We start from the raw sequence: 12,274 nt of genomic DNA, 5'->3' as shown, positions 1-12,274 counted from the left end.
CCTATCGTCCTGCGCCGGCGTACGGCAGCAGGGCCATCTCGCGCGCGTTCTTGACGGCGCGGGCGATGAGGCGCTGCTCCTGCACGGAGACACCGGTGATGCGACGGGCGCGGATCTTCCCGCGCTCCGAGATGAACTTGCGAAGCGTCGCGACGTCCTTGTAGTCGATGACGCCGACGCGGATCGCCTTCGCGGGGGCGGCGTTCTTCGCGCCCTTCCCGCCGCGCGGCTTGCGGCGGTCGCCGCTGCTCTTGCCAGCCATGTGGTTGTCCTTTACGTGATGTGATGCGGAATCGATCCGGGAGCGCCCCTCTCCGGGGGCTCACCGGATCAGAACGGGGTGTCGTCCGAGAACGAGCCGGGCGTGTTCCAGACGTCGCCGCCCGAGGCCGCCGGAGCAGCCGGAGCGCCCCACGGCTCGTCGGCGATCGGAGCGCCACCGCGGCCGCCGCCCATGGCGTTGCCCGCGCCGCTCGCGCTGCGGGTCACCTGGGCGGTCGCGTACCGCAGGCTCGGGCCGATCTCGTCGACCTCGAGCTCGATGGTGGTGCGCTTCTCGCCTTCCTTCGTCTCGTACGAGCGCTGCTTCAGGCGGCCCTGCGCGATGACGCGGCTGCCCTTGGTCAGCGAGCTCGCGACGTGCTCGGCGAACTCGCGCCAGACGCTCGCGCGGAGGAACAGCGCCTCGCCGTCCTTCCACTCGTTCGACGCGCGGTCGAACGAGCGGGGGGTCGAGGCGATGGTGAAGTTCGCGACGGCGAGTCCGCTCTGCGTGTAGCGGAGCTCGGGGTCGGCAGTCAGGTTGCCGACAACGGTGATGATGGTCTCGCCGGCCACGACTACTCCGCGGCCTTCGTCGCGGCGGCCGCCGCGCGCTTGGCCTTGGCCTCGGCGCGCGCGGTGTTCTCCGCCTCGATCGACGCGGCGCGGGCCACGGCCTCCTCGGTGCGGAGCACCTTGGTGCGCATGACGGCCTCGCTGAGCTTCAACTGGCGGTCGAGCTCCTGGGTCGCGGCCGAGGTCGCTGTGAAGTTGACGACGGCGTAGATGCCCTCGTTCTTCTTGTTGATCTCGTACGCGAGCCGGCGACGGCCCCAGATGTCGACGTTCTCGATGGTGCCGCCGTCATTCCGGATCACGCCGAGGAACTTGTCCAGGCTCGGAGCGACAGTGCGCTCGTCGATCTCGGGGTCGAGGATGACCATCAATTCGTACTGATGCATGACTCACCCACCTCCTTCGGACTCGAACGGCTGCAGACGGTCTGCAGCAGGAGGGTTATGGCATCGGTCGCCGCCGCGCGAGGCGGGGCAACCTGCAGAGTCTAGTCGGATGCGGAGGCCGACTCAAACCATCGGTCCGGTCATCCCCGCTCGGCGTGCCAGGCGCGCAGCCGGCGCTCGGCCTCCTCCGCGCCGAGCGGCCCCTCGTCGAGACGCGCCTCGAGCAGGAAGCGGTAGGCCTCGCCGACGACCGGGCCCGGCCGGAGCCCGAGGATCGCCATGATCTGCTCGCCGTCGAGGTCGGGGCGGATCGCCGCCAGCTCCTCCTGCTCGGCGAGCACGGCGATGCGCTGCTCGAGCTCGTCGTAGGCACCGCGCAGCCGTGCCTCCTTGCGACGATTGCGGGTGGTGACATCGGCCCGGGTGAGGATGTGCAGGCGCTCGAGCAGCTCATCCGCGTCGCGCACGTAGCGTCGCACCCCCGAGTCCGTCCAGGGAGCATCCGCATAGCCGAAGAAGCGCAGGTGCAGCTCGATGAGGCGGCTGACCGCGCCGATGGTCTCCTTGTCGAACCGGAGTGCCGTGAGGCGCTTGCGGGCGAGCTTCGCGCCGACGAGGTCGTGGTGGTGGAAGGTGACCGCGCCGTTCGCCTCGACCTTCTTCGTCGCGGGCTTGCCGATGTCGTGCAGCAGGGCGGCGAGCCGCAGCACCGCGTCGGGAGCGGCGTCGGGGTGGCGCTCGCCCTCGAGGGCGATGGCCTGATCGAGCACCGTGAGCGAGTGCTCGTAGACGTCCTTGTGGTGCGCGTGCTCATCGATCTCGAGCCGCAGGGCCGGCAGCTCGGGCAGCACATGCTCGGCGAGACCCGTCTGGACGAGCAGCTCGAGCCCGCGCCGCGGAGCCGGGGTCAGGAGCAGCTTCACCAGCTCGTCGCGGATGCGCTCGGCGGAGACGATCGACAGCCGGTCGCGCATCCCGACCATCGCCTCGAGCACGGCCGGGTCGACGTCGACATCGAGCTGCGCCGCGAACCGGACGGCCCGCAGCATGCGCAGGGGGTCGTCGCCGAAGGACTGCTCGGGCCGCGTGGGCGTCATCAGCCGGCGGGCGAACAGGTCGTCGAGGCCGCCCGAGGGGTCGACCAGGGTGAGCGACGGCAGTCGGAGGGCAAGCGCGTTCATCGTGAAGTCGCGCCGCACCAGATCGCCCTCGAGGGTGTCGCCGAACGCCACCTCGGGCTTGCGCGATTCGGGCGAGTAGGCGTCGGAGCGGTAGGTGGTGATCTCGACCGTGTGGTCGCCGAGCCGCGCCCCGATCGTGCCGAAGGCGCGCCCGATGTCCCAGTGCGCGTCGGCGACGGGCCGCACGATCCGCACGATGTCGTCGGGCCGTGCCGATGTGGTGAGGTCGAGGTCGTTCAGGGGACGGCCGAGGAAGGCGTCGCGCACCGGCCCGCCGACGAGCGCCAGCTCGTGCCCGGCCGCGGCGAAGCGCGCGGCGAGGGTGGCGAGGGGCTCGGCGGAGGCGAGCTCGCGCAGGCTGGTGACGGCCGCAGCCACGCTCTCCATAGTCACCAGAGTCTAGACTTCCCGGTATGTCGGCCGAGCGGGTACGAGGGGGTCGTCGCGCGCCCGGCACGCTCGACCACGCCGCCGGCCATCGGCGCCCTGGAGGGCGGCGCGGGCTGCGCGGGCCCCTGGTGGTCGGACTCCTGGCGCTGAGCGCGGCTCTCACCTCGACTCCTCTGCTCGCCCCGGCGGGCCTGGCCGCGGCCGCAACGACGACCGCGACGGAGACGCGGATCACCCTGCTCGCCGCGCCCAGCGCGAGTGGCATCGCTCGTCCGGGTGAGCCCCTCAGCGTGCGGGTTACCGTGACCAACACGGGGCAGGAGGCCACGCCCGAGCTCGCGCTCGCCCTCGCGATCGAGGGCGCGCGGCCGTCCGCACCGGATCGCGTCGAGCAGTGGCTGGCAGGCTCCACCATCGAGTCGGATGCCCGGACCGCGAGCACGGCGACGATCTCGCCGATCGAGCCCGGTGCGAGCGCGGTGCTCGACCTGATCGTTCCCGCATCCCGCCCCGCTGCGAGCGGCGCTTTCGGAGCGCGGCTCGCCGTCGTGCGGGCGACCGCCGGCGATGAGCTCATCGCGGCCGACCGCACCGCCGTGGTCTGGGTTCCGACGGGCTCCACGCCGCCGAGCGCCCGCACCGTGTTCATCGCGCCCATCAGCACCCCCGGCATCGCCGACGGGCTGCTCGACGCCGAGACCCTGGCCGCACTGACCGCGGAGGCCGGCGACCTGCACCGGCAGCTCGACGCCGTCGCCGGGCGACCCGTGCTGGTCGCGATCGACCCGCGGGTGGTGGCCTCGATCCGGCTGCTGGGCGCGGACGCCCCCGCGAGCGCCCTGGCGTTCCTCGAGCGGCTCGCCGCCATGCCCAACGAGACGACCCTGCTTCCGTGGGCCGACGCGGATGCGCTCGGGGTGCTCGCCGTCGGCGGCCGCGTGCCCGAGCCCGAGGGGGCCGGAGCGGTCGCGCCGACCGACGGCGAGGGGGCGAGCGATGACCCTGAGCCATCGCCCTCCGCGCTCGATCTCGCCACGGCGGCGGAGTGGCCGACGACCTTCGACGAGCTGCTCTGGGCGGGTGACGGCCTGAGCGCCGACCTGCTGTCCGGCATCGCGGATGCGGGCGCGCGCACCGTCATCGCCCCGAGCACCGCCCTCGAGGGTCGCGAGGTCTCGCAGACCGCGGCTGGGCTGCGCCTGATCCGGGCCGATGCCGCCCTCGGAGCGGTCGCTCGCGACGCGAGCACGGCGATGTCGCAGCAGCGGTTCGACCGCGCCGTCGCGCAGGTATCGGCGCTGCTCGCCGCGCAGGCGGCCGCCGACCCCCAGAGCGTCGCCGTGATCCCGCTCAGTCGCGATGTTCTGCCCTCGAGCGACCGTCTGATCGACACGATCGGTCGCACGGTGTCGCTGCCGTGGTCGACCGCCGGCACGCTGGCCGAGGCTGTCGCGGAACCGTCGGCCGACGCCGCGATCACGGGAGCGGCCGCGAGCGGCGCTCGCGCGGACGCGATCGAGGCAGCGCTCGCCGCGGAATCGGCCGATCGCGCGTTCGCGGCGGTCGCCGTCGAGCCAACCGCGATCACTGACGTGCGACGGCTCGAGCTGCTCGCCGCCCTCTCACAGGGCTGGGGCGACCGCTCGGTCGACGCGCTCACCGCGTTCGTGGAGGCCTCCGCGCGGCTGCGCTCGGGCATCCGCGTTGCCGAGAGCAGCGCGATCACCCTCCTGGCCGATCGCGCCTCGCTGCCGGTGACGGTGCAGAACGATCTCGACGTCCCCGTGCGGGTGTTCGTGCGGGTCGAGCCTGACACCACGCAGCTGCGCGTGCTCGACCCGCGCGTCGAGGTGCTCGTCGAGCCGCGATCGCAGACACGGGCCGTGGTGCCGGTCGAGTCGCTCACGAATGGCCGGGTCGACATCACCGTGACCGTGCAGGACGGCTCCGGCACGCGGATCAGCGAGCCGACGCGGGTCTCGCTGAACCTGCTCGCCGGATGGGAGACGGCCGGCACGATCACCGTGGGAATCGCCGTCGTCGTGCTGCTCGTGGTCGGGATCAGCCGGGACATCCGCAAGCGCCGTCAGCAGAGCGCGGGAGAGACGGGCAGGGCGGAGACGAGCACGCTGGAGACGAGCACGGCCGAGTCGAACGGGACGGAGCGATGAGCCAGAGCGGCAGCATCGGGCGAGCGAGCGTCGTCCTCGCCTCCGGCACGGTGGTGTCACGCATCCTGGGATTCATCTCGGCGGTGCTGCTGACGTCGACCATCGGCGCCCTCGGCGCGGGAGCGAACGCCTTCGCGCTCGCGAACTCGCTGCCCAACGCGATCTACGCGGTCGTCGCCGGCGGCATCCTCAGCGCGGTGCTGGTTCCGCAGATCGTGCGCGCGAGCGTCAACGACGACGGCGGACAACTGTTCATCAACCGGCTCATCACGATCGGCGTCGTCGTCTTCCTCGTCGCCGGAGCCCTGGCGACCCTCGCCTCCCCACTGCTCGTCGACCTGTACACGGCGGCTGACGAGACCGGGCAGCGGGGCTTCTCGCCCGCCGAGGTCGAGCTCGCGATCGCGTTCGCCTACTGGTGCATGCCGCAGGTGCTGTTCTACGCGCTCTACACGCTGTTCGGCGAGGTGCTGAACGCCCGCCGGGTGTTCGGCCCGTTCACCTGGGCGCCGGCGATCAACAACCTCGTCGCCATCGCCGGTCTGATCGCGTTCCGGCTGATGTTCGACGCGGATCCGGGTGTCGCGGAGGCCTGGAGCCCAGAGATGGTCGCCGTGCTCGGTGGCTCGGCGACACTGGGTGTCGCCGCGCAGGCCTTCGTGCTCGTCCTGTTCTGGCGTCGTGCGGGGCTGCGGTACCGGCCGGACTTCCGCTGGCGGGGGGCCGGACTGCGCGCGACAGGACGCGCGGCGGGCTGGGTGTTCGCGATGATCCTCGTGATGCAGGTCGGCGGGCTCGTGCAGACCTACGTCGCCTCGATCGCCGCCACGGAGGACACGGCGTCGCTGATGGTGATGCGCACGGCCTGGCTGCTGTTCATGCTTCCCCACTCGGTGATCGTCGTCTCGCTCGTCACCGCGTACCTCACCCAGATGAGCACCCACGCGCGGGATGGCGACACGGCGGCCGTGCGCGCCGATACCGAGACCTCGATCCGCATCACGGCTCTCTTCATGACGCTCGCCACCGCCGGGCTCATCGCCGTGGCGGTGCCGTTCGGGCGCATCTTCGATGCCGCCGCGGTCGACCCCATCGCGATCGTCCTCGTGTGCTTTGTCATCGGGCTCGCACCGTTCAGCGTCTACTTCGTGATGATGCGGGTGTTCTACGCACTGGACGACACCCGCACGGTGTTCTGGCTGCAGGTGGCGTACACGATCTTCTTCGTCCTCGGAGCGCTGGCGGCATCGGTGCTGCCCACCGCGTCGATCGTCCCGGCGATCGCCCTGGTCACCTCCGCCGGCTCGTTCTTCCAGATGATCCTCGGGGGCGTCGCCCTGCGGCGGCGGCTCGGCGGGCTCGACGTCCGCGGCATCGCGGTGCAGGTGGGCATCGCGCTGCTGGCCGGCATGGCGGCCCTCGGCGTCGGCCTCGGGGTCGCCGCCAGTCTCGGCGCCTTCACGGCCGGGGGGTTCGCCCGCGACACCGTCGTGACCGCTGGCATCAGCATCCTGCTCATCGGGCTTCCGATGGTCGCCGTGTTCGTCGGGGTCCTGTGGCTCACCCGGTCGCCCGAGCTCACCCGGGCGCTCACGCTTCTCGGGCGCTTCCGCGGTCGTTAACCCGAGCGGAATAGCCGCCGCCTATGCTGGGTTGGCCCTAGCGTCGGGAAACCGACCCCGTGCGGCGCGGACGAGCGCGTCGACAGACCGAGGAGCACCATGCGCCACGTCATCATCATCGGCTCCGGCCCGGCCGGATACACGGCCGCCATCTACGCCGCGCGCGCCAACCTGGCCCCGCTCGTCATCGCGAGCTCGGTCGAGTTCGGCGGCGAACTGATGAAGACCACCGAGGTCGAGAACTTCCCCGGCTTCCCCGAGGGCATCATGGGCCCCGACCTCATGACCCGCATGCAGCAGCAGGCCGAGAAGTTCGGCGCCGAGATCATCTACGACGATGTCGTCGCGCTCGAGCTCGAGGGCCCGGTCAAGGCCGTCACCCTCGGCAATGGCGACCGCCACGAGGCGCACGCGATCATCTACGCGACCGGCTCTGCCTACCGCAAGCTGGGTCTGCCCGACGAAGAGCGCCTGAGCGGCTACGGCGTCTCGTGGTGCGCCACCTGCGACGGCGCCTTCTTCCGCCAGAAGACGGTCGCCGTCATCGGCGGCGGCGACTCGGCAATGGAGGAGGCGACCTTCCTCACCCGCTTCGCCGACACGGTCTACATCGTGCACCGCAGCGACACCTTCCGCGCCTCGGCCGCCATGCTCGACCGCGCCCGCGCCGACGAGAAGATCCAGTTCATCACCAACGCGCGCGTCCAGCACATCTACGGCGCCGAGCTGGTGACCGGCATCGGCCTCATCGACACCGTCACGGGCGAGGAGCGCACGCTCGATGTCCAGGGCGTGTTCGTGGCGATCGGCGCCGACCCGCGCACCCACCTGGTGCACGGCGTGCTCGAGCTGACCGAGCAGGGCACCATCGCGGTGGATGGCCGCTCGTCGCGCACGAGCGTGCCGGGCGTCTTCGCCGCGGGCGACGTGGTCGACCCGACCTACAAGCAGGCGATCACCGCCGCCGGCAGCGGCACCGTGGCCGCCCTCGATGCTCAGCACTACCTCGAGACCATCGCCGACTCGGCCCGCGCAGGCAGCGCGGCCGTCTGACCCACCGACCACCCACACACGAGGAGATCCCATGAGCACCCGCGACGTGACCGATGCCACCTTCGAGGCCGAGGTTCTGAAGAACGAAAAGACGATCATGGTCGACTTCTGGGCCGAGTGGTGCGGCCCGTGCCGGGCCGTCTCGCCGATCCTCGACGCGATCGCGGCCGAACACCCCGACAAGCTCGAGATCGTCAAGCTCAACGTCGACGACAACCCCGAGACCGCGATGAAGTACCAGATCACCTCGATCCCCGCGATGAAGGTGTTCCGCGGCGGCGAGGTCGTCAAGACCGTCATCGGCGCGAAGCCCAAGCCGGCCCTCGAGGCCGATCTCGCCGAGTTCCTGGCCTGAGACCGCGTATTCTGAGTGCCACTGCCGACTGAGGCAGCGGCACGAAGCTCTTGTGCCGACGAGCGAGCGCAGGCGGCGGCATGACGATCTCCTCCGAGGGAACGACCCTCGACCCCTGGTACGAGCAGTACGCCTCGCGCACGGCGGGGCTGAGCGCCTCGGAGGTGCGCGCCCTGTTCGCCGTGGCCTCGCGGCCGGAGGTCGTCTCGCTCGCCGGCGGCATGCCCGCCGTCTCGGCGCTGCCCCTGCCGGTCATCGCGGCCTCAATGGAGCGAGTGATGAGCACGCGCGGTCCCGCCGCGCTGCAGTACGGCTCCGGACAGGGGACCCCCGAGCTCCGCGAGCAGATCCTCGAGGTCATGGCGCTGGAGGGCATCCGTGCCGGCGTCGATGACGTCGTCGTGACGACCGGGTCGCAGCAGGCGCTCGACCTGGTCGCCAAGCTCTTCCTCGATCCCGGCGACGTGGTGCTGGCCGAATCCCCGTCGTACGTCGGGGCGATGGGGATCTTCCGGTCGTATCAGGCCGAGGTCGCGCACATCCCGATGGATGCGGACGGGATGATCCCCACCGCTCTCAGCGAGCGCATCGCGAGCCTCCGCGCGGCCGGGCGCAGCATCAAGATGCTCTACCTGATCCCCAACTTCCAGAATCCCGCGGGCGTGACGCTCTCGAGCGAGCGCCGCCTGGCCATCATCGACATCGCGCGGTCGGAGGGCATCCTCATCATCGAGGACAACCCCTACGGCCTGCTGTGGTTCGACCGACCGGCCCCCGCCGCGATGCGCAGCGTCGAGGACGACGGCATCGTGTACCTGGGGTCGTTCTCGAAGACGCTGGCTCCCGGGTTCCGGGTCGGATGGGCGCTCGCGCCGCACGGTATCCGAGAGAAACTCGTTCTTGCGGCGGAGGCCTCGATCCTCAGCCCGAGCTCGCTCAATCAGATGATCATCAGCGACTACCTCGCGCACGCCGACTGGAAGGGCCAGATCGACGTCTTCCGCGGCCTGTACCGCGAGCGGCGGGATGCGATGCTCGAGGCCCTCGAGCAGCACCTCCCCGACCTCACGTGGGAGGTGCCGAACGGCGGCTTCTACGTCTGGGTCGGACTCACCGAGGGACTCGACTCGAAGGCGATGCTGCCCCGCGCCGTGAAGGAGCTCGTCGCCTACACGCCGGGCACCGGCTTCTACGCCGACGGCCAGGGCCGGCAGCACCTGAGGCTCGCGTTCTGCTACCCGCAGCCGGCCGAGATCCGCGAGGGCATCCGCCGCCTGGCCACCGTCGTGCGCGGCGAGCAGGAGCTCCTGGAGACCTTCTCGGCCACCGGGCCGATCCCGGCGGTCGCCTACGACCCGCACGTCGCCGCGCCGCCGCCCAACATCGGCTGATCCGACTCGGCTGACCCGACCCCCGAGGAACCCGTGCCCACCACACCCCCTCCGCTCGCATCCCGCGTCGCCGTGCTCGCCGGCGGCATCTCCCACGAGCGCGACATCTCGCTGAAGTCGGGCCGACGGGTGGCCGACGGACTCGCCGCCCACGGCGTCGAGGTGCGGCTGCTCGACCCCGACGCCGCCCTGCTGCCCGCCCTGCTCGCCGATCGGCCCGACGTGGTCTGGCCGACGCTGCACGGGGCGAGCGGGGAGGACGGGGCACTGCGGAGCCTGCTGGAGTTCCTGGGGGTGCCCTACGTCGGCTCGACCGCCGGAGCAACTCGGCTCGCCTGGGACAAGCCGCGCGCGAAGACCATCGTCGAGCGAGCAGGTGTGCCCACGCCGCACTCGATCGCGCTGACCCGCGACGCGTTCCGCGAACTGGGGGCGGAGAGCGTGCTGAGCGTGGTGCGGGGCGAGCTGCCGCCTCCCGTGGCCGTGAAGCCGGCCCAGGGCGGCTCGGCCCAGGGCGTCACGCTGGTCGACTCGGATGACGAGCTGCGGCGCGCCATGGTGCTCGCCTTCACGTACTGCGACGTCGCGCTCATCGAGCAGCGCATCACTGGCACCGAGGTGGCTATCGGCATCATCGACACGGGAGACGGTCCGCGGGCTCTGCCTGCCGTCGAGATCGAGCCGCTCTCGGGCGTGTACGGCTTCGAGGCGCGCTACAACGCGGGGGAGACGCGGTTCTACGCTCCGGCCCGCGTGGCGGCGGATGTCGCGTCGCGCGCGACCGAGGTGGCCCTGGCGGCACACGAGGCGCTCGGACTCCGGCACATCAGCCGCATCGACCTCATCATCGACGGAGCAGGAACCCCGTGGTTCCTGGAGGCGAGCGTCATGCCCGGACTCACCGAGACCTCGACCTTCGCGCTCGCGCTCGAGGCCGCTGGCTACGACGTCGGGTGGGCGTACACCGAACTGGCCCAGACCGCTGTGCGCGACGCTGTGCGCTGAGGCGCGGCCGGAGAACGACCAGCCTCGGTCAGCGGAAGCCGTCGACCCCGAGCTCGCCGAGGATCCGATTGAGGTCGCCCACCGTGGCGAAGTCGATCACGATCGACCCCTTCTTCTGCCCCAGGCTGATCGTGACGCGGGTGTCGAGTCGATCGCCGAGACGCTCGGCGATCTCGTTCAGCTGACCCTGCCGCGAACCGGCCGACGGCTTCGTCGTCTTCGTGCCGGACGTCGTGCCGGCGATCTGCGCCGCTGCCGCCTCGGCCTGCCGCACCGAGAGCTCCTCGTTGACGATCTTGTCGGCGAGCTTCAGCATCGCCGCCGCCGACCCGGCGGCGAGGACGGCACGGGCGTGGCCCGCGGTCAGCACGCCGGCGGCGACGCGCGCCTGCACCGGCTCCGGCAGCTTGAGCAGGCGGAGGGTGTTCGTGATCTGCGGCCGCGAGCGCCCGAGCCGCTCGGCGAGCTGCTCCTGCGTGATGCCGAAGTCCTCGAGCAGCTGCTGGTACGCGCTGGCCTCCTCGAGCGGGTTCAGCTGCGCCCGGTGGAGGTTCTCCAGCAGAGCATCCCGGAGCATGTTCTCGTCGGCGGTGCTGCGGACGATCGCGGGGATCGCCTCGAGACCGGCGATGGTGGATGCACGGAGCCGGCGCTCACCCATGATGAGCTCGTAGGTGGGCTCACCGGGCTGGGCTCCGGCCCGCTCCCGCACGACGATGGGCTGGAGCACCCCGAACTCGCGCACGGAATGCACGAGCTCCTGCAGCTCTTCCTCGCGGAACTCGGTGCGCGGCTGCTGCGGGTTGGGGACGATGTCGCTCGGCGCGATCGCCGCGAGACGGGCACCCGGCACCGCCGCGAGCTGCTCGCCCTCGGTCGGTGCCGGAGCCGGGAAGAAGACATCGACGGGCCGCTCGCCCTCGCCCGTCGGGATGAGCGCGCCGATGCCGCGCCCGAGTCCGGTGCGCTTCTGCGCCATCAGGCCCCCTCTCCGCGTCGAGCGATCTCCGCCGCGGCCTCCAGGTAGGAGAGCGAGCCGGGGGAGCCCTCGTCGTAGCTGATCACGCTCTGCCCGTAGCTCGGTGCCTCACTGATGCGCACGGAACGCGGGATGACCGTCTCGAGCACCTGCTGCGGGAAGTGCTCGCGCACATCACTCACGACCTGGTTCGCGAGGTTCGTACGGGCGTCGTACATGGTCAGCAGGATCGTCGACACCCGCAGCTGCGGATTCAGGTGCCGCTCGATGAGCTGGATGCTGTTGAGCAGCTGGCTGAGGCCCTCGAGCGCGTAGTACTCGCACTGGATGGGGATGAGCACCTCGCGCGCGGCGACGAACGCGTTGATGGTGAGCAGGCCCAGCGACGGCGGACAGTCGATGAAGACGTAGTGGAAGGGCTCGCCGCTGGCTGCGAGGAAGGCGTCGAGCGCCGTGCGGAGGCGCTGTTCGCGGGCGACGAGCGAGACCAGCTCGATCTCGGCACCGGCCAGGTGGATGGTCGCCGGGACGCAGTAGAGGGTCTCGAACTCGGGGCTCTTCTGCACGACGTCCGCGAGGGGGGAGTCGCCGACGACCACGTCGTAGACGCTGGGCGTCTCGGCGCGATGCTCGACACCGAGGGCAGTGGAGGCGTTGCCCTGCGGGTCGAGATCGATGACGAGCACGCGGGCGCCCGAGCGCGCCAGTGCCGCCGCCAGGTTGACGGTCGTCGTGGTCTTGCCGACACCGCCCTTCTGGTTCGACACCGTGAAGACCCGCGTTGTCGCCGGAAGGGGCAGCGACGCGCCCTCGAGGGCAAGCCGCCGACGGGTGATCTCCGCGACCTCGCGGGCCAGCGGGGTGCTCTCGTCGTACACGCCCTCGGTCGTCACCAGTGAGCCTC

Annotated in this window: 12 protein-coding genes; 6 read left to right on the top strand and 6 right to left on the bottom strand. The window is 71.2% G+C overall.

The features are described from left to right. Position 1: 1 nt before the first annotated feature. The 4 genes from rpsR to BJ959_RS07640 all read right to left on the bottom strand — a co-directional run bounded on the left by rpsR (position 2) and on the right by BJ959_RS07640 (position 2,791). Complete coding sequence (gene rpsR, locus BJ959_RS07655) at positions 2-262, bottom strand: 30S ribosomal protein S18 (protein WP_047561128.1); 261 nt, start codon at positions 260-262, stop codon at positions 2-4. A 68-nt stretch (positions 263-330) separates the two neighbouring features. Then, a complete protein-coding gene (locus BJ959_RS07650) occupies positions 331-837 on the bottom strand; it encodes a single-stranded DNA-binding protein (protein WP_153981285.1) in 507 nt (168 codons plus the stop codon). Positions 838-839: 2 nt separating this feature from the next. Next, entirely contained in the window at positions 840-1,223 is a 384-nt protein-coding gene (gene rpsF, locus BJ959_RS07645; RefSeq protein WP_153981286.1) for a 30S ribosomal protein S6, read from the bottom strand. A gap of 140 nt (positions 1,224-1,363) precedes the next feature. After that, positions 1,364-2,791: a CCA tRNA nucleotidyltransferase gene (locus tag BJ959_RS07640; RefSeq protein ID WP_153981287.1), complete on the bottom strand. Its 1,428-nt coding sequence runs from the start codon at positions 2,789-2,791 to the stop codon at positions 1,364-1,366. Positions 2,792-2,817: 26 nt separating this feature from the next. Between BJ959_RS07640 and BJ959_RS07635 the strand changes: the two genes are divergently transcribed. From BJ959_RS07635 to BJ959_RS07610, 6 genes are all read left to right on the top strand, one after another. Continuing rightward, positions 2,818-4,965, top strand: coding sequence for a DUF6049 family protein (locus BJ959_RS07635; protein ID WP_165878983.1), 2,148 nt, complete (start codon positions 2,818-2,820; stop codon positions 4,963-4,965). Further along, on the top strand, positions 4,962-6,587 hold the full coding sequence (gene murJ, locus BJ959_RS07630; protein WP_165878984.1) for a murein biosynthesis integral membrane protein MurJ: 1,626 nt from the start codon (positions 4,962-4,964) through the stop codon (positions 6,585-6,587). The genes BJ959_RS07635 and murJ overlap by 4 nt, the downstream gene beginning before the upstream one ends. Before the next feature lie 99 nt (positions 6,588-6,686). Further along, complete coding sequence (trxB, locus tag BJ959_RS07625) at positions 6,687-7,640, top strand: thioredoxin-disulfide reductase (RefSeq protein ID WP_153981289.1); 954 nt, start codon at positions 6,687-6,689, stop codon at positions 7,638-7,640. Positions 7,641-7,671: 31 nt separating this feature from the next. Then, a complete protein-coding gene (gene trxA / locus BJ959_RS07620; protein ID WP_047561142.1) occupies positions 7,672-7,995 on the top strand; it encodes a thioredoxin in 324 nt (107 codons plus the stop codon). 80 nt (positions 7,996-8,075) lie between these two features. After that, positions 8,076-9,386: an aminotransferase-like domain-containing protein gene (locus tag BJ959_RS07615; protein WP_153981290.1), complete on the top strand. Its 1,311-nt coding sequence runs from the start codon at positions 8,076-8,078 to the stop codon at positions 9,384-9,386. Positions 9,387-9,419: 33 nt separating this feature from the next. After that, the gene (locus BJ959_RS07610) at positions 9,420-10,391 is read left to right on the top strand and encodes a D-alanine--D-alanine ligase (protein ID WP_153981291.1); all 972 of its coding nucleotides are present in this window, start codon (positions 9,420-9,422) and stop codon (positions 10,389-10,391) included. Positions 10,392-10,419: 28 nt separating this feature from the next. Here the strand turns inward: BJ959_RS07610 and BJ959_RS07605 are convergent, their stop codons facing one another. Together BJ959_RS07605 and BJ959_RS07600 are read right to left on the bottom strand one after the other, a co-directional pair. Then, positions 10,420-11,370, bottom strand: coding sequence for a ParB/RepB/Spo0J family partition protein (locus BJ959_RS07605; protein ID WP_153981292.1), 951 nt, complete (start codon positions 11,368-11,370; stop codon positions 10,420-10,422). After that, positions 11,370-12,263: a ParA family protein gene (locus BJ959_RS07600; protein WP_341799885.1), complete on the bottom strand. Its 894-nt coding sequence runs from the start codon at positions 12,261-12,263 to the stop codon at positions 11,370-11,372. The genes BJ959_RS07605 and BJ959_RS07600 overlap by 1 nt, the downstream gene beginning before the upstream one ends. Positions 12,264-12,274: the final 11 nt, after the last annotated feature.

The organism is Microcella frigidaquae (assembly GCF_014200395.1).
In the GTDB taxonomy this organism is placed as follows: Bacteria; Actinomycetota; Actinomycetes; order Actinomycetales; family Microbacteriaceae; genus Microcella; species Microcella frigidaquae.
This window is presented reverse-complemented; position numbering and strand designations above follow the sequence as displayed.

Bases quoted from the DNA above. Each gene is read 5' to 3' on its own strand.
- rpsR (WP_047561128.1), bottom strand. From the start codon at position 262: ATGGCTGGCAAGAGCAGCGGCGACCGCCGCAAGCCGCGCGGCGGGAAG.
- rpsF (WP_153981286.1), bottom strand. From the start codon at position 1,223: ATGCATCAGTACGAATTGATGGTCATCCTCGACCCCGAGATCGACGAG.
- BJ959_RS07640 (WP_153981287.1), bottom strand. From the start codon at position 2,791: ATGGAGAGCGTGGCTGCGGCCGTCACCAGCCTGCGCGAGCTCGCCTCC.
- BJ959_RS07635 (WP_165878983.1), top strand. From the start codon at position 2,818: ATGTCGGCCGAGCGGGTACGAGGGGGTCGTCGCGCGCCCGGCACGCTC.
- murJ (WP_165878984.1), top strand. From the start codon at position 4,962: ATGAGCCAGAGCGGCAGCATCGGGCGAGCGAGCGTCGTCCTCGCCTCC.
- trxB (WP_153981289.1), top strand. From the start codon at position 6,687: ATGCGCCACGTCATCATCATCGGCTCCGGCCCGGCCGGATACACGGCC.
- trxA (WP_047561142.1), top strand. From the start codon at position 7,672: ATGAGCACCCGCGACGTGACCGATGCCACCTTCGAGGCCGAGGTTCTG.
- BJ959_RS07615 (WP_153981290.1), top strand. From the start codon at position 8,076: ATGACGATCTCCTCCGAGGGAACGACCCTCGACCCCTGGTACGAGCAG.
- BJ959_RS07605 (WP_153981292.1), bottom strand. From the start codon at position 11,370: ATGGCGCAGAAGCGCACCGGACTCGGGCGCGGCATCGGCGCGCTCATC.